Genomic DNA, 16,239 nt, shown 5'->3' on the forward strand with positions numbered 1-16,239 from the left:
CTTGCTTTATGGACGTATCTATTCAACAAGGAAACAGTCAAACAGTCCGCAAATAGTGCTCCACGTTTTTGCAAAAGGCGCGATCCGCCTGGCTCAGCTCGGCGTTTTTGCGGAAGACAAACCCGTTTTGCCGTCTGATTTGCATGGACGACACAGGCACAGTCGCCAGCTCGCCTCTGTTCAGCTCTTCCCTGACCGCTCCGGAAGGGAGAAAAGCGATGCCATGGCGCGACTTGATCGCCTGTTTGATCGTCTCGAAGTTGCTCATCTGCAAAAAGCGCGTCTTCACCTGGCGACTATTCAAATGATTGATGACATATTGCTGCAAATACTCGCTTTTGGGCAGCAAGATCGATTCATTGTGCAAGTCGCGTGCGTACAGCAGCCTTCTTTTGGCCAGAGGGTGATCCACAGGCAGCACAAGCAACAGCTCTTCCTCGAACAAAACAGAAATCTCGAAATTTTTGCGTATATAGTCATCTTCGGGGTAGATTGGCATCAAGGCGTAGTGCGTCCTGCCCTCCTGAAAGCAGCGAATGAGATCGCTGTAGCAATACGTATTGATCTCCAGCGGCTTCTGCGGCAAAATCGTATGCAGTTCATTGAGAACATCGGAGAAAAAGTAGCCCGCAATATAATTGCTGACGTAGACAGACAATACCCGCTCCTGCTCGCTCACCCGCTTCAGCTCCACCGCAGCCTCTTCGACCAGATGGGAAATCCGCTTGGCATAGCTGAGCAAAATTTCCCCCTGTTGCGTCAACTGCACCTGTTTCCCCGAACGCTGAACAAGCGGCGATTCGAACAGCTCTTCCAACTGCTGAATATGGTGACTGATCGTTGGTTGAGAGCAAAACAGCCGCTTCGCCGACTCGGTAAAAGAACCGCATTCGGCAAGCACGATGAAAGTTTCCATTTTTTCCAGTGTATTCATAGGCAGCACCCCGCGAATGACGCACAGTAACCATAACTGGTCATTTGTTGAAAATGATAATTGTTATCAATTAAAAGTTTACTTGATCTGCTGAAAAGTGTCCATGCTCAAATGTGCATATCGTGCATGACCATGCAAAAGCGGCTGCCGTCCCGTCCGCATAAGACGAAACAACAGCCGCTTTCTTCTACCGTCAGCCTGTCAGATGATTCCACATCTCCGGCCTGCTCAACGAAACCGCGTCCGCACCGCTCGCCAACGCTTCTTCCACCTGCTGCAAATTCCAGATCAGCCCGCCGAGAATAATCGGCTGCGACAAATGATCTTTTATGTACGAGATGATCGACGGCGCGATGCCCGGCATGATTTCGATCGCATCCGGCTGGTTTTCCTGCACGTTTTTGATCGTAGTCGTCAGCGAAGTCGTGTCGATCAGGAAGACGCGCTGGATCGTCAGCATCCCTTCTTTTTTGGCTGCGCGAATCATCGGCCCTTTTGTGGTGACAATTCCGGTCGGCTTGATGTAAGAAGACAGGAACCGAAATGACTCTTTGTCGTTGGACAAGCCGTTCATCAGATCAGTATGCAAAAAAATCGGTTTTTCCGACTGGCTGATGGCTTCTGCTTCCTCCATCAAGCGAGTCAGCTTTCCGTACATGAGCAAAATGGCGCAAGCTGCGGAATCGAGCGCCTCTCCCAAACGGTCTTGTTCAGTCGCAGCGATAATCCGATTCGTTTTCAACATCGTACCCAGATCCATAGTCAGCGCCTCCTGTTCTCATCGTTGCGATCCAATTCGCTCTACGCTCACTCCGGCACTTGGCAACTGCCGCGTCTCGATTACCCAGCTCCCGGCAAACCCGTTTCGGGCAAGCAAAGGCCATATCTCCGCAAAAGGAATCGTTCCTTCGCCCACCGCCAAGTGCTCGTCTGCCTCGCCCCGGTTGTCGCTAATATGCAGCGCAGACAAGTACGGCAGCGCTTGCTCCAACGCTTCGAGCGCATACCCGTGGCGAATCAGATGGGCGTGTCCCACATCATAAGTAAGACCAAGCTGCCTGGAGTCCACTGCCTTGCACACCTCAAGCAAATCGCCAACATCCCAGCCGAACAGCTTTGGATAAGGCGGCACATTTTCCAAAGTCAGCACGGTGCTTCCATGACTCACCTCGGGCAGCAGCAACTGTACCGCCCGGCTGACATTTTCCCCGCCTCTCGCCCGTTCTGTGTGATCGAGCCGATCCGCGATTTCTCCCGCGTGCATCACCACATGCGTACTGTGCAAAAAGCTCGCGATCTCCAGACACCGCTTCATCGTATCAAGCGTTTGCTCCCGGACTGCACCCGCTTCCGCCGCCAGGTTGCAGCCGGAAATCGGCGCGTGAATCGACCAGCTAATGCCATAATCGACGCCTTTTTGTTGCAGCTGTGTCAGTCGCTCTTTCGACCAGTCCAACAACTCGGCGTGACCGTCCTCGCACATGATTTCGATTGCTGTCCAGCCATCGGCAATCAGCCTGTCAATCGCTTCTGACAACGGCAGCTCGAACAAGGCATAGCTGGATACGGCAAAACCGCTTTTGTCCCTCATCTCTCGTTCCCCTTTTGCCTACTTCACCCCGGAATGGATGAAGCTGTTGATAAATTGCCGTTGAAACAGCAAGAACGCAAGCACCAGCGGAAAAATGACCATCACCGTAGCCGCGCTGACCTCTGCCCACTGCGCTCCTGTCTCAAACGACTGCGCAAAAATAGCCAGCCCTACCGTGAGCGGCCGATTCTCCACCGAGTTCGTAATAATCAGCGGCCACATGAAATTGTTCCAATGGTAGCTGACTGACACCAGACCGAACGCGATGTATGTCGGCTTCGCCAAAGGAACGTACACCCGCCATAAAATTTGCAGCCAGGAGCAGCCCTCCATGCGGGCAGCTTCCTCCAGCTCGTGGGGGATCGTCTTGAACGTTTGCCGCAAAAGAAACACGCCAAAGGCGGAAGCAAAGTACGGCAGCATGATCCCGATCTTCGTGTCGAGCAAGGACAGGTCGCGAAGCACGTTGTAGTTCGGGAAAATCAAAATGTCGGCAGGCACCATCAGCTGCACGAGAAACAAGACAAACAGCACGTCCCTGCCCCAGAAACGCAGCTTGGCAAAAGCGTACGCAGCCAGCGTAGTCGTAACGATCTGTGCAACCAATACTCCTGTGACAATCAAGAAAGTATTGAAGTAATACTGGGCGAAAGGAGCTGCGTCCCACACCTTCGCGAAGTTTGCCAGCGTAAAGTCTGCGCTGAACGTCCATGATGTCGCCAGTTCCCTGGGCCGAACGGATGTCCAGACCACCCAAAGCAGAGGGAACAGCCAGACTACAGCCAATCCGTACATGCCAGCGCTTGTCAATTTCCGGACCATCTGCCATCCCCCTTAGTTGTAGTGAATTTTTTTATCCAGACCAAAAAACTGCACAGCAGCCACTGCCAGAAGCAGCACGACCATCACAATCGTCAAAGCGGATGCCATTCCTTGATCCCAGAAAGAAAATGCCGTTTCGTAAATGTAGTACAGCAAGAGATTGCTGGCGTTGTCCGGGCCGCCCTTCGTCATGATGACCAAGTGATCCACGAGCTTGAACGAATTGGTAAAAGCGATAATGCTGACAAACATGGTCGTCGGCATGAGCAGCGGGAACGTCACCCGCCGAAAAACCGTCCAGGCCGACGCGCCCTCCATGGCAGCAGATTCGTACAGCTCCTGCGAAATATTTTGCAGGCCAGCCAGGTAAAAGATCATGAAGTAGCCCGCTTCCTTCCAGATGACCATGAAAATCATCGCCCACATCACGTTCGATTGATCCCCGAGCCAGTTCATATCTCCTTTTCCAAACCAGTCCATCACATGGCTAAGCGCTCCGTACTCCGGCGTGTAAATGAACAGCCAGATGTTGGCGACGGCAATCATCGGGACAACCGTCGGGTAAAAGTAGGCGGTACGGATAAAGCCTTTGCCCCGCAACGCTTTGTTGGCAAACAGCGCCATCCCGAGCGCCAACGCCACGCTTGTCGGAACGGTTCCTAACGCGAACCAGAGGTTGTTGGTCAGCACCTTCCAAAACACGTCATCTTCCAGCATTTGTTTGTAATTGTCTATCCCGTTAAAAAACGGCTCTGGGGAACCCAGATCCGCTTGATGAAAACTGAGAATAACCGTTTGCCAAACAGGATAGAAAGTAAACAGCAGCAGGAAGATGAGGGAGGGAAGGAGCAGCAGCCAGGCGTACACGTTCACTTTCCATTTTGCTCGTAGTTCCCCCATCGTCGCTCCTCCATTTGCCTCGTTCGATTATTTGTTGAAAGACGCCAGCACTTTGTCTGCCTCTTCCTGTGCTTTTTTCAGCGCTGCGGCAGCGTCTGCCTTTCCGGTAAGAACAGCTTGCAGGTTGTCGTTCAGCGCTTTTGTCACTTTGCCGTTGTTGTGCGTGGAAAACTCGGCATGGCCGTACTCCAACTGATCGCGCGCTACTGCTGCCGCTGGAAAATCTTTGACGTACTGCTTCATGATCTCTTCTTCGTAAGCAGACTTGCGCGTCGCGACATAGCCCGTATCGATGCTCCACTGTGCCGCGCGCTTAGGCTCGGTCATGAACCGGATGAATTTCCACGCCGCTTCCTGCTTCTTCGCATCCGTGCCTTTGAACATGTAGAAGTTGCCGCCGCCAGTCGGGCTGCCGTAGTTCTTTTTCGCAGGCAAAAACGCTACGCCAAAGTCAAACTTCGCATTGTTTTTCACGTTGGTCAGGTTTCCGGTCGTGTGGAACATCATCGCCGTCTTGCCTTCGAGGAAATCGGATGGCACCGTCGCCCATTCAATTACGCCTTCTGGCATCGCCTTATGCTTTTTCGCCAGGTCGACCCAATATTGCAGCGCCTCAACATTTTCAGGCGTATCGAAAAATACTTTTTTGCCGTCTTCTGTCATCAAGTTTTTGCCGTTTTGCAGGGCCAAAGCCTGGTACATCCAGTACGTAAAGCCGGAGGAAGGAATTTCAATGCCCCAACGCCCGTCTTTTGTCAGCTTGGCGGCATACTCAGCCATCTCATCCCACGTCGCAGGCGGTTTTTCCGGGTCGAGGCCGACTTCCTTGAACGCTGCCTTGTTGTAGTAAAGCACGATCGTGCTGCGCTGGAACGGGATGCTGTACGTTTTGCCGTCTACCTGGGAGTTGGCCAGGAAGCCCGGGAAGAAATCTTTGACGTATTCGTTGCCGCCGTCTTTGGCAATAAACTCGTCCAGCGGCAAAATCGCATTCATGTCCATCATCGTGTGCAGCTCGGTGGAAAGCATGACCGCTACGTCAGGCGGCGTTTTTCCTTGCACGGCAGCCTGGATTTTCGTGGTCGTGTCCTGATAGCTGCCTGTATAGACGGGCTTGACTGTAATGCCCGGATTTTCCTTGTTGAACTCTTCCGCCATCCCGTCGACGATTTTGGTCAGGGGGCCGCCGACAGCTACCGGATAGAAGAAAGACAGCTCTGTATTGCCCGCAGGCTTCGTTTCAGATGTGCCCGGCTGTGCTGGTTGCCCTGGTTGGCTGCTGCCTGTGGTGGAAGTCCCGCTGGAGCATCCTGTAAGTAGAGCCAGACTCATCGCGACTGAAAACAGACTTTTGACTACTGTACGCATCGCAGTATCTCTCCTTTTTCTCTTCCGGCCGTGATGGCCAAATTTTTTCCGGATTGCGAATCAAACAGACTGACATGCTCCAGGGCAAAGCCTACGCGAACAAGATCTCCCCGGCGGCATGGCCACTGCCCGTTCCATTTTGCCTTCCACAGCTTGTCTCCCAGCTTAAATTCCACGATTGTCTCGGAACCGAGAATTTCCACGCCTTGCACACTGACGAGCAACGAGCGGCTCTCATCCGCGACCGCGCCCGGTTCCAGCGGCTGCAAAGCTTCGGGACGCAAGCCGAGGACAACAGGAGTGCCGTCCTTGATGCCTGCCTGTGGGCCAAAACCAAGCGCAAGCGGCAAAAAACGTCTGCTCGGATCATCGCTCAGCTCCACGCCTGATTGCGCGCCATTGCTTCGCCACACCGCCTGCGTCGTATTCATCGGCGGCGCGCCCGTAAATTCAGCGACAAACAAGTTTGCAGGGTGGTTGTAGACGTCAAGCGGTCTGCCCACTTGCTGCACCTCGCCATCGCGCAACACCATCATTCGATCGCCCATCGTCATCGCTTCTACCTGATCGTGGGTGACGTATATCATCGTAATTCCCAGCTCCTGCTGCAACTGGCGAATCTCTGTCCGCATGTGCCCGCGCAGCTTGGCATCGAGATTGGACAGCGGCTCGTCCATCAGACAGATCGGATGCTGGCTGACGATCGCCCGCCCGAGCGCGACCCTTTGCCGTTGTCCGCCCGACAGCTCTTTTGGCTTTCGGTTCAAAAGCGCTGCAATGCCCAGCATCTCGGCTGCGTGCTCCAACCGCTTGACCTGATCCTGTTTGCTCACTTTTCGCACCTGCAAGCCGAACAAAATGTTATCTTTGACCGTCAAATGCGGATACAAGGCGTAATTTTGAAACACCATGGAAATATTCCGGCCACTCGGCGGAACCTCGTTTACCCGTTTGCCTCCGATCAACAGCTCTCCGGCGCTGATCTCTTCCAGCCCGGCAATCATTCTCAACGTCGTCGACTTGCCGCATCCCGAAGGCCCGACCAGTACGAAAAACTCCCCGGGCGCAATGATCGCGCTCACTTCGTTGACAACCTGTTGCCGCTCGTACATTTTGGAAATGCGTCGCAATTCCACTTCCGCCACGACCATCCCTCCTAAAACCTATGGCGTTTGCCCTTCATCATCCGATGATACCAACCGCGTGATAAGCAAATATTTGGAAACTGTAAAGCTTTGATCTACATTTGCCCGCCGTCCATCGTCGGCAAGACCAGATCGGGCTGAATTTTGGCGTGACCGAGTTCCGCGCTTGTCGTCACTCCGGTCAGCACCAGCGCTGTCTTCATCCCGCTGTTGATCCCGAGCAAAATGTCCGTCTCCAGACGATCGCCGACCATCAAACAGCGCTCAGGCAGGACATCCAGCTGCAAAAAGACTTGGTCAGCGTAAAAGCGGGACGGTTTCCCCGTCATCGCCCATGTGCTCGCACCGCCTGCCGTTTCAATCGCTCGCGCCAGCGCCCCTGTATCGGGGATCGCTCCGCCAGGCACCGGACATACCGAATCGGGATTTGCCACGATCAGCTTGGCCCCGTTTCGCACCGCATCGGCTGCCCGCTGCAACTTTTCGTACGTAAAAGCCCGGTCCATTCCCACCAGCACATGTGTGGCGCTCATCGCATCGGCTGTCTGCGGAATGTGAAACTCGGCCAGCTCCTGCTCAAGCGCAGGCTCGCCGACCACCAGCACGCACGCTTGTTCATGGTCTGCCAGCTTCTTGAAATACAGGCCCGCCACGTAAGCTGCCGTCATGATCTCATGGCGTTCTACGGCAAGCCCCAACTTTTCCAGCCGCTGCCGACAGCCCTCTCGCGTCTGCACCGTCGTGTTGGTCAAAAACATGATCTTCTTCCCTTTTTGCCGCAAAGTGGCGAGGATGTCTTCCACGCCAGGCAACAGTTGATCTCCAATGAAGATCGTCCCGTCCAAATCAAAAAAATACGCGTCATAAAAAGCTGTATCTAGCAAAGCCTCTTGCCGCTCCTTTCCTTGGGAAACACAAAAAGCCCTCATACGGGCAACAGCATGCATGAACAAACCGATCCAATCGGCCTGTATTGCCTAAGCTGTTGCTGTATGAGGGCTTTCTCCACGTCTCGGCCCAACTACAGACGTTATTCTATTGATACTGTAACGAGTATAACAAGCGAGTGTTAAGGAATTGTTGAGCTTCGTTTGCGATTGTGTGAACATCAGCGGCCAGTCACATGTCCAGCTTTTCCATTCTTTTGCGATTGCGTGCTTCTTGCTTCTGCTTTCTCCTCAGTTCCATCGCAGTATAAAACGCCGGGACGACCACAAGCGTGAGTACCGTGGAAAAGAACAGGCCGGAAATGATCGTCACAGCCAACGGCTTGAACAGCACATCGCCGGAAATCGCCAGCGGAAGCAGACCTGCTATCGCTGTCATCGACGTCAGCAAAATCGGTCTGAATCTCGCCTCTCCCGCTTCAATCACCGCCTTTTGCAAGGCCAGCCCCCTGTTGCGAGCCTGCTCGATGAACTCGACCAGCACAATCCCGTTGCGAACGACAATGCCGGACAAAGACACAATCCCCATCATGGACATGAAGCCCAGCGGAGTCCGCGTGACAAACAAACCGATGAGACTGCCGGAAATCGCCAGGTAGACGGTGCTCATGACAAGAACGGGAATCCGCAGCGAGTAGAACTGCATGGCGATCAAAATGACAATCAAAAAGATGACGATCACCGACAGCTTGCCCATATCGAGGAAGACTTCGACTTGCGCTGATGTCTCTCCGTCATACTCCAAAAAATAGCCGTCAGGCAAAGCCATTTGGGCGAGTTCAGGCTTGATTTCCTTCATCACCTCTGTAGCCGTCCGCCCCTTTACCTCGCCTGTAATCGTCACCGTCCGGTCGAGGTTGCGATGCGGGATGTTTTGCACGCTAAAAGACGGTTGAACGCTCACCAGTGAAGCGAGCGGGACTTGCTCGCCTTTTGCATTGGCGACAAACAACCGCTGGAAAGCATTGACGCCCGCTTCCCCATCCTGCTTCACATATAAAGTAATGTCCGTCAGTTGCTTGCCGTCGTCAAACTCGCTTACTTTGATGCCTTCACTCACCAGCCGCAGCGTCCGCGACAGTTCTGCCGCCGTGACGCGATTTTGCTCCATCATCGCTTGATTGGTTTCAAAAGCGATGGCGTAGCTGTCCACTCCCAAATCGTCCTGCACCTCGGTTATGCCATTCACCTTGGCGACTTGCTCCTGTATTTGCAAAGACAACTGACGCAGTGTCGTAATGTTCTCGCCGTACACCCGGATGACCACCGGCTTGCCCACAGGCGGGCCTGTTTGCAAATCGCGCGGGACGATCACAGCTTCCGGAAACTTTTGGCGAATCTCAGCCAGCGTCTCGTTTTGCAGCTTTTGCAAAGACGTTGCCTGTTTGTCCAGGCGCACAATCAACTGCCCGACATTTGCGCCGCTGCCCGCCCCCGTAGTGCTGCCAAAAATCTTCGGTGCGCTTCCTCCGGCAAAGGAACTGACCATCCAAACCCCGTCCGTAGCGGAAAAGTCCTGCGACACCTGCTTGACGACCCGATCGGTTTCTGCCAGGCTGCTTCCGTTTGGCAACTTGACATTGACCAGAAAGACGTCGCGATCAGACACCGGAAATAGCTGAATCGGCGTCAACGGGATCAAAAGATAAGCCATTGTACTGATCAAAACGGCAGCAACGCCTGTCGCCAGCGGCCTTTTCAACAAGCGCGGCAAGACCGTTCTGGCGTACCAGTTGGACAGATGAAGCAATTGTTTGCCCAACAGCCCCGCAGGTTTTCTCATGTCCAGCTTCTTGCGTCTGCGCTCTTCACTCCATCTGCGAAAAATCGGAACAATCGTCAGTGACATGACCATGGAAGCCAGCATCGAGACAATGATCACGACCGGAATCGGGCGGACAAAAGCACCCGAGCCGCCGCTGAGAAACAGCAACGGACCGAACGAAGCAACCGTTGCCAAGGTAGCCGTCAAAATGGAGACCGCTACTTCCTTCGCCCCCATCACTGCCGCCCGCTGCGGCTGCTCGCCATGCTTGACGAGTCGTCGCTCGATATTGTCGTTCACGACCACCGCATCATCGACGAGAATCCCCAAAACGATAATCAGGCCGACAATCGTAATCTGGTTCAAGGTCACTTCAAAAAACGGCAAAAAAATCATTCCGGTCGCAAGCGAAATCGGGATCGCCAGGGCGACCATTAATGAAGTCGTAAAATTCAAGCCGAGCGTACAAACAAGGAGAACGGCGACGACCGCAATCAACAGCTCGCGCCACAAGTCTGAGAAAATCTCGTCAATCCGCTCATTTTGCGTGTAGAGAGACTCTGCTTGCGCCTCGGCAGGCAAGGTGCTGCGAAGCATGTCTACCTTTGCATCGATTTGCTGTTGCAATCGGGTGATGTTTGCTTTTGACTCGGTCATCAAACTGATCGAGACGGCTGGCTTGTTGTTGTGATAGGCGAGATAGGCAGGGGCTTTGGCTGTAAATTGCACATCGGCCACCTGTCCGAGATAGATCGCGCTCCCGGTTTTTCCGTAGCCGACCACTACCTGCTCCAGTTGCTTGATGTCTTTCCATTCCGTCATTCTCAGCTCGTACGTCCGCTGATCGATTTGATAGCTGCCGAGCGGAGCCGTCTCGTTTGCCGCTTTGATCGCAGCTTGCACTTGTGCCCAAGTCAAATGCATGAATGCAAGCTTTTGCGGGTCGAGTCTAATCTGGATTTCCTGCTCCGGCAGCCCCTCGATCGTCACGCTGGAGATGCCCGGAATTTTGCTCAGTTGCTTTTCCCACATGGTCAGCGGCTCTCGCAACTCATCGAGCTGGGAAGCCGTGTCCACCGTAATCATGAACGTCTGGGCGAACATTCTCCCCATGTCGTCGTTCACGACAGGCTGTCTCGCCTCTGCCGGCAAAAAGGCTTCTGCGTCCTTGACCTTTTTGCGCAGCTCCTCCCACGTTTCTTTTTGGTCTACTCCGTTGTTCACCTCGACCGTAATGATGGAAAGGCCGGGCTGCGATTGCGAGGTGATAGCCTTGAGCCCCTGCATTTCCTTGATTTTGGCTTCGATTTCCTTCGTCACCGTCTGCTCGATTCGCTCTGCCGAAGCGCCTGGCAGCGCGGTCGTGACAGATGCGCGGTTTACGGCAATCTCCGGAATTTCCTGATGCGGCAGTTGAAAAAAGCTCAACACCCCGACCAGAACTACCATGATGAAAAACAGCAGCGTAATTTTTTGCTTGCGGATCAAAAAGTCGATCATGGCCGCTCACCCGTCGAGACTTCCAGCGTATCGCCCGCGAACAATTGCTCCGCCCCTTTGGTAACCACCTGCTCGCCAATGGTGAGACCGGATGTGATTTGCAGCTGGTTGTCAACGATCATGCCGAGTGTCACGGGAACTTTTGCCGCTTTGTTATCCCGGACAACAAAAACGTACGGCTGCGTTTCTCCCCTGCTTTGCACCGCTTGTACAGGGACAAAAATGCCCTTTGGTCCTTGATGCTCGTGAACGACCGTAGCGACTTGCCCTGCAAGCCAAGCGCGGTCGGGATTCTCTACCCGCACCTCGACAGGGACAGTCCCGCTCCCTTGACTGGCTGCGGGCGACACGCGCTGCACGATTCCGCTTCGTTTCTGATCGTACAAAGTAACGGTAACCTCGTCTCCCTTTTTCCAGAAGCCGATGTCACGATCCGGAACGGCGAGCTGGATCAGCAGCGCATCTACATTCCCGATCCGGTATACGGGTGTGCTCGTAGATGTCAGTTGGCCGACCGAAGCCAGCTTTTCCAGCACGACACCGGAGATGGGCGCGGTCAAATCTGCTTTTGTCTGCGTCAAAGCGGCCCGCTGCTGGCCGACTACCGCCTGCCGATACACGCCAGCGGTTTGTTGTTTCTGCTCCTGGCGCGGCCCCTCTGCAACCAGGGCATACGTCTCTTTGGCATTTTCCCAATCTTTTTCGGCCAATGCCGCCTTGTTCTGAACGTTTTCCCAATCGTTTGTCGACAAAGCGCCCTGGCGGAACAACACTTCCGACCGCTGCAAATCCGCTTTTGCCTTATCCATGAGCGCCTTGGCCTTGTCCAGATTGTTTTGCGCTTGCAGCACTTCCTCTGCGCGAGCGCCGTTCGTCACTTGCGCCAATTGCGCCTTGGCCTGCTGAACCGATGCCGCCGCGCTTGCAGCCTGTAACGATAAATCGCGTCCATCCAGACTGGCAAGGACACTCCCCGTCTCCACATAGTCGCCTGCTTCTGCCAGCAGCGTGACGATGCGGCCATTTATTTCAAACGACACCTGCGTCTCTTCCACTGGCGTTAAAATGCCGGACCACTTCGCCACCTGCCCAAAAGCCTCTTCCTTCACTTGGGTAACTGCCACTCGTTTGACAGTGGTCTGCTCCACTGCTGCCTTATCAGAGACAGCTGGACTGCATGCAGCAAGCAAAAGAGCACTGGAAAGCACGATCACGCGTTGCTTCATCTGATTCAAAATCGATCCCTTCCTTCGCCCATGAACTTTACTTGTGTAAAGCTCATCATAGAAACCTCCAGATGTATGCCGAATGTTCAGAATCATTCTTTTCGTAGACGCTCTAATCTTATTGCAGTTGTTCACGTCATTGCACTACGTCTGACAGAAGTGTCGAAAAAAGGACAAAAAATAAAGGCCGCGAATGCCCAGGCGCTACCCTACATTTTGACGCCGTATCCATCCAGCATCACCTGAAAAATCAGGTTGTGCCACTCCTCCTCCGCGACCTTGCGACTTTGGGGAATTTGTATCGATTGAAACAGCAAGCCCGCGATCAGCTCGCTAGGAATTTCGCGGCGAATCGTGCCTTCTTCCTTGCAAGCTTCAATGACGTCTGTCAAAAGTTTGTTCAATATATAGTGCTGTTGTCTGAGCGTCGTCATCGCCTTTTCCACATTCGGCGATGCAGCCCCGTTCACGAAAGGAGCAAACAACAAAATCTGGTGAATGTCTGCGTATTTCATGAACGAATCGTACATGTTCCGCAGCTTCGCAAGCGGCCGCGCGATCTCATCCATGTCTTTGTACTCGGCCATAATCGTATCCATGAGATGCACCATTAAAGAAGCAATCAATTCATCCTTGTTGGAAAAATACTCGTAGATCGTGCTGCGGCTCACATTCAACTGGTCGGACACAAGCTTGAAGTGAAAGCCCGCGTACCCTTTTTCCACCAAAATTTTGCCCGATACCTCATATAGTTCATCGATGTGCAGTTTTTGTCTCGCCATCCGTTACGCTCCCCCCCGTTCTTCCTGCGATGAACCGTTTGAAGTCACCCTTGTTGATGAACAGTTTACACAAGCTTCTTCATAACCTCAACCCTCCTCTCTTCTCGCATTTTCTCTTGTGTTACAATGAATTTGGAAAAAAACGGATTGTACAGGAGTGTTGAAATGGATCTCTCCAGGCTCGCGAAAAAAAACCATTATGAACACATTACGGAGCAATTGAAAACGCTCATTCTCAGCGGCGAACTGCAAGCCGGGAGCAAGCTCCCCTCCACCAAGGAGCTGTCGGAGCAATTCGGTGTCGGGCGTTCTACCACCCGCGAAGCGCTTAGTGCCCTCAAGGCAATGGGGCTGATCGAGATTCGCCAGGGCGGCCACTGCACAGTGAAAAGCACCTGCTCCCCTGTCCAAAGCTTGCTGCCTGATCTGCAAGGCTTGCGCAACAATCGCCAGACCATTCTTGAATTGATCGAAGCGCGAAAATCGCTGGAGGTCGCCAACGCTGCCATCGCTGCAAGCAAACGGGACGAACATGACCTGCACGCCCTGGAAGAAATTTTGAGCGAGATGGAGCAGCATATCGGAAACGAGGACATAGGCGAGCGCACCGATCTGCTCTTTCACCTGGCGCTCGCCAAAGCGACGCACAACTCCATACTCGTGCATCTGTTTGAATCGATCTCCAAGCAGATGGAGATTGGCATTCGCGAGACGAGAAGAGTCGAGATTTACTCCAACCGCTCTGTCTCCGAACAGTTTTTTCTCGAACACAAAGCGATCTACGAGGCCGTGAAGCGACAAGACCCGGAAGCGTCCCAAGCCAGAATGACTGAACACCTGCTCCACGTAGAACAAATTCTTCTGAAATATTTGGCTAATTGAGAGAACGAAAAAGCAGCTGTCGAGCGATTCGGCGGCTGTTCGTCTTTTTTCTGCTCTCTTTTTTCGCCAGGCGAAATAAACCACTGACCAAGCTGTAAAAAAATATTGCAAAGATACAATGAAAGGTTTACATTACTTTCTGGGATGATAATGATTTTTATTATCAACGAATAAGTACACACTTATATGATAAATAAGGGGATGTTTTCACATGATGAAAAAATGGGGTTATCCGTTGTCCGCAGTTGTACTCGGCTCGTCTCTCATGCTATCTGCTTGCGGAAGCGCTGAGACGCCAAAAGAAGAGAAAAAACCTGAGGCAACTCAACCTGCTGCACCTGCTGCTACTGAAACGCCAGCAGCTACTACCGCTGTTGATTTGAAAGCTCCGATCGACGACTACCGCAAATGGGTCATCGAACAGACAGACCAACTGGTAAAAGCAACCGAAAGCTTTACCGCAGCTGTTAAAGCTGGCGATATGGAGAAAGCGAAAAAAGAATACGCTCCAGCTCGCGCCTACTTCGAGCGCATCGAGCCAATCGCTGAATCTTTGGGTGATTTCGACCCTTGGATCGATGCTCGCGAAGGCGATGTTCCAGATAACGAGTGGCGCGGTTATCACAAACTGGAAAAAGCTCTGTGGGAAACCAAATCGGTTGCTGATTCGGGCGCTGTAGCAGACCAGCTGCTGCAAGACGTCAAACAACTCCGCGTCAAAGTCGAAAGCGTGGAGATCGATGTAAAAATGCTCGTAACAGGCGCTGTAGAACTGCTGAATGAAGTATCTACCAGCAAGGTGACAGGCGAGGAAGAGCGTTACTCCCACACTGACCTGTACGATTTCGCAGCAAACGTAGAAGGCGCAAACGAGATTTTCAAAGTGCTGAAACCTGCTGTTGATGCCAAAGACGCGGCTCTGTCCAAAGAGATCGAAACCCGTTTTGCTGAGCTGGACGCGGCCCTCGCTCCTTACCGCAAAGATGGCGGATATGTGCTGTACACAGAATTGAAGCCAGACGAAGTGAAAAAACTGAGCCAAGCTCTGGATGCATTGGCTGAGCCACTGTCCAAAATGGGCACCATCATTGGAGGCTAACTGATGAACAACAAGCATCCCGAAAACGACCAGACAAAATTTACTCGTCGTGAAGCGCTGAAGCTCGCTGGCGTAGGAGGACTCGGGCTGATTCTGGGCGCGACTGGCATGAAATCGTTCATGCCGTCAACTCCTTCCAGCGAGAAAGCAGCTGCGACCCCTGTTCTTTCCGACGGCATTATCCCTTTTTACGGGAAGCATCAGGCCGGGATCATTACACCTATGCAGGATTTTATCTGCATGGGTGCTTTTGATTTAACGACGACATCATTGGACGACGTCCGCAAGCTGTTCCAAAGCTGGACGGCCGCCGCAGCCCGTTTGGCGGCTGGCAAGACGGTAGATGAGGAGAGCGGCAGCCCGCACCTCCCGCCTGTCGATACAGGAGAGAGCGTCGGGCTCAACCCGATGCGGCTGACGATTACTTTTGGACTGGGCGCTTCCTTTTTCGACGAACGATTCGGTCTGTCTGCCAAGCGGCCCGCCGCCCTGGTCGATCTGCCCCGCTTCAACAGTGACGAAATTCGCAAGGAATGGTCAGATGGAGACATCGTGGTCCAGGTTTGCGCCAACGACCCGCAAGTTGCTTTCCACGGGCTGCGCAACCTGGCTCGAATCGCGCGCGGAAAAGCTGTGCTGCACTGGGTTCAGGAAGGCTTCCAGCGCACGGGAGCAGCCGATCCAAGCGGCTCTACCCCTCGCAATCTGATGGGCTTTAAAGACGGAAGCAACAACCCGAAAGTCGACGACCCGGCCGCTGCCGATGAAATCGTCTGGGCGCAACCGTCGGACAATCCGGCCTGGATGGCTGGCGGCAGCTACATGGTCATGCGCAGAATCCGCATGCGAATCGAAGTATGGGACCGCTCAGCCCTGGACGATCAGGAAAACACGTTTGGCCGACATCGCGATTCTGGCGCACCGCTCGGAAAAGCAAACGAGTTCGACGATCTGGAGCTGAATCGCAAAGACGCCAAGGGCAACCTGGTCATTCCGGCTGATTCTCACGTAGCCTTGGCGCATATGGAAGGCAAAGTCAAAATTCTGCGCCGCGGCTATTCGTATTCCAGCGGACTCGATGTCCGCACCGGGCAGCTTGACGCCGGACTGCTGTTCATCTGCTTCAACCGCGACCCGCGCAAGCAATTCATCCCGATGCAACAAAAACTCGCGTCAGTCGACTTGCTGAACGAATACATCACCCATGTCGGCAGTGGGCTTTATGCATGTCTTCCGGGTGTAAGCGAAGGCGGCTACATCGGAGACACACTGTTCTAA

Annotated in this window: 14 protein-coding genes; 3 read left to right on the forward strand and 11 right to left on the reverse strand. The window is 53.4% G+C overall.

Going from position 1 to position 16,239, the window contains the following annotated elements; translation table 11 throughout:
* Positions 1-37 precede the first annotated feature (37 nt).
* From NST23_RS27485 to NST23_RS27535, 11 genes are all read right to left on the reverse strand, one after another.
* A complete protein-coding gene (locus tag NST23_RS27485) occupies positions 38-934 on the reverse strand; it encodes a LysR family transcriptional regulator (protein WP_254456870.1) in 897 nt (298 codons plus the stop codon).
* 193 nt (positions 935-1,127) lie between these two features.
* Positions 1,128-1,694 carry a glycerol-3-phosphate responsive antiterminator gene (locus tag NST23_RS27490; RefSeq protein WP_122962378.1) on the reverse strand — a complete coding sequence of 189 codons (567 nt, stop codon included), beginning with the start codon at positions 1,692-1,694 and terminating at the stop codon, positions 1,128-1,130.
* 18 nt (positions 1,695-1,712) lie between these two features.
* The gene (locus NST23_RS27495; RefSeq protein ID WP_217022047.1) at positions 1,713-2,525 is read right to left on the reverse strand and encodes a sugar phosphate isomerase/epimerase family protein; all 813 of its coding nucleotides are present in this window, start codon (positions 2,523-2,525) and stop codon (positions 1,713-1,715) included.
* A gap of 18 nt (positions 2,526-2,543) precedes the next feature.
* The gene (locus NST23_RS27500) at positions 2,544-3,347 is read right to left on the reverse strand and encodes a carbohydrate ABC transporter permease (RefSeq protein ID WP_122962376.1); all 804 of its coding nucleotides are present in this window, start codon (positions 3,345-3,347) and stop codon (positions 2,544-2,546) included.
* A gap of 12 nt (positions 3,348-3,359) precedes the next feature.
* Entirely contained in the window at positions 3,360-4,247 is an 888-nt protein-coding gene (locus tag NST23_RS27505) for a carbohydrate ABC transporter permease (RefSeq protein WP_122962375.1), read from the reverse strand.
* 27 nt (positions 4,248-4,274) lie between these two features.
* A complete protein-coding gene (locus tag NST23_RS27510) occupies positions 4,275-5,615 on the reverse strand; it encodes an ABC transporter substrate-binding protein (RefSeq protein ID WP_122962374.1) in 1,341 nt (446 codons plus the stop codon).
* Positions 5,603-6,760 carry an ABC transporter ATP-binding protein gene (locus NST23_RS27515; protein WP_122962373.1) on the reverse strand — a complete coding sequence of 386 codons (1,158 nt, stop codon included), beginning with the start codon at positions 6,758-6,760 and terminating at the stop codon, positions 5,603-5,605. The genes NST23_RS27510 and NST23_RS27515 overlap by 13 nt, the downstream gene beginning before the upstream one ends.
* 95 nt (positions 6,761-6,855) lie before the next feature.
* Positions 6,856-7,644 (reverse strand): HAD-IIA family hydrolase, encoded by a 789-nt coding sequence (locus NST23_RS27520; RefSeq protein ID WP_217022045.1) that lies wholly within the window; start codon positions 7,642-7,644, stop codon positions 6,856-6,858.
* 235 nt (positions 7,645-7,879) lie between these two features.
* Positions 7,880-10,972, reverse strand: coding sequence for an efflux RND transporter permease subunit (locus tag NST23_RS27525; protein ID WP_340965045.1), 3,093 nt, complete (start codon positions 10,970-10,972; stop codon positions 7,880-7,882).
* Positions 10,969-12,198 carry an efflux RND transporter periplasmic adaptor subunit gene (locus tag NST23_RS27530; RefSeq protein ID WP_340965220.1) on the reverse strand — a complete coding sequence of 410 codons (1,230 nt, stop codon included), beginning with the start codon at positions 12,196-12,198 and terminating at the stop codon, positions 10,969-10,971. Before NST23_RS27530 ends, NST23_RS27525 begins: the two co-directional genes overlap by 4 nt.
* Before the next feature lie 209 nt (positions 12,199-12,407).
* The gene (locus NST23_RS27535) at positions 12,408-12,980 is read right to left on the reverse strand and encodes a TetR/AcrR family transcriptional regulator (RefSeq protein WP_122962370.1); all 573 of its coding nucleotides are present in this window, start codon (positions 12,978-12,980) and stop codon (positions 12,408-12,410) included.
* A gap of 165 nt (positions 12,981-13,145) precedes the next feature.
* Here NST23_RS27535 and NST23_RS27540 point away from each other — a divergent pair, with 165 nt between their 5' ends.
* The 3 genes from NST23_RS27540 to efeB all read left to right on the forward strand — a co-directional run bounded on the left by NST23_RS27540 (position 13,146) and on the right by efeB (position 16,239).
* Positions 13,146-13,862 (forward strand): FadR/GntR family transcriptional regulator, encoded by a 717-nt coding sequence (locus NST23_RS27540; protein ID WP_122962369.1) that lies wholly within the window; start codon positions 13,146-13,148, stop codon positions 13,860-13,862.
* A 211-nt stretch (positions 13,863-14,073) separates the two neighbouring features.
* Positions 14,074-14,961 (forward strand): iron uptake system protein EfeO, encoded by an 888-nt coding sequence (gene efeO / locus NST23_RS27545; RefSeq protein WP_122962368.1) that lies wholly within the window; start codon positions 14,074-14,076, stop codon positions 14,959-14,961.
* Between the two features lie 3 nt (positions 14,962-14,964).
* Entirely contained in the window at positions 14,965-16,239 is a 1,275-nt protein-coding gene (gene efeB, locus NST23_RS27550; RefSeq protein ID WP_173598971.1) for an iron uptake transporter deferrochelatase/peroxidase subunit, read from the forward strand.

Origin of the sequence: Brevibacillus sp. FSL K6-0770, assembly GCF_038000275.1 — a bacterium.
Lineage (GTDB): Bacteria > Bacillota > Bacilli > Brevibacillales > Brevibacillaceae > Brevibacillus > Brevibacillus parabrevis.

Excerpts from the sequence above, each read along its gene's own strand:
- NST23_RS27540 (WP_122962369.1), top strand. The coding sequence starts at position 13,146 with ATGGATCTCTCCAGGCTCGCGAAAAAAAACCATTATGAACACATTACG.
- NST23_RS27535 (WP_122962370.1), bottom strand. The coding sequence starts at position 12,980 with ATGGCGAGACAAAAACTGCACATCGATGAACTATATGAGGTATCGGGC.
- NST23_RS27485 (WP_254456870.1), bottom strand. The coding sequence starts at position 934 with ATGAATACACTGGAAAAAATGGAAACTTTCATCGTGCTTGCCGAATGC.
- NST23_RS27525 (WP_340965045.1), bottom strand. The coding sequence starts at position 10,972 with ATGATCGACTTTTTGATCCGCAAGCAAAAAATTACGCTGCTGTTTTTC.
- NST23_RS27530 (WP_340965220.1), bottom strand. The coding sequence starts at position 12,198 with ATGAAGCAACGCGTGATCGTGCTTTCCAGTGCTCTTTTGCTTGCTGCA.
- efeO (WP_122962368.1), top strand. The coding sequence starts at position 14,074 with ATGATGAAAAAATGGGGTTATCCGTTGTCCGCAGTTGTACTCGGCTCG.
- NST23_RS27510 (WP_122962374.1), bottom strand. The coding sequence starts at position 5,615 with ATGCGTACAGTAGTCAAAAGTCTGTTTTCAGTCGCGATGAGTCTGGCT.
- NST23_RS27505 (WP_122962375.1), bottom strand. The coding sequence starts at position 4,247 with ATGGGGGAACTACGAGCAAAATGGAAAGTGAACGTGTACGCCTGGCTG.
- NST23_RS27495 (WP_217022047.1), bottom strand. The coding sequence starts at position 2,525 with ATGAGGGACAAAAGCGGTTTTGCCGTATCCAGCTATGCCTTGTTCGAG.
- NST23_RS27500 (WP_122962376.1), bottom strand. The coding sequence starts at position 3,347 with ATGGTCCGGAAATTGACAAGCGCTGGCATGTACGGATTGGCTGTAGTC.
- efeB (WP_173598971.1), top strand. The coding sequence starts at position 14,965 with ATGAACAACAAGCATCCCGAAAACGACCAGACAAAATTTACTCGTCGT.
- NST23_RS27490 (WP_122962378.1), bottom strand. The coding sequence starts at position 1,694 with ATGGATCTGGGTACGATGTTGAAAACGAATCGGATTATCGCTGCGACT.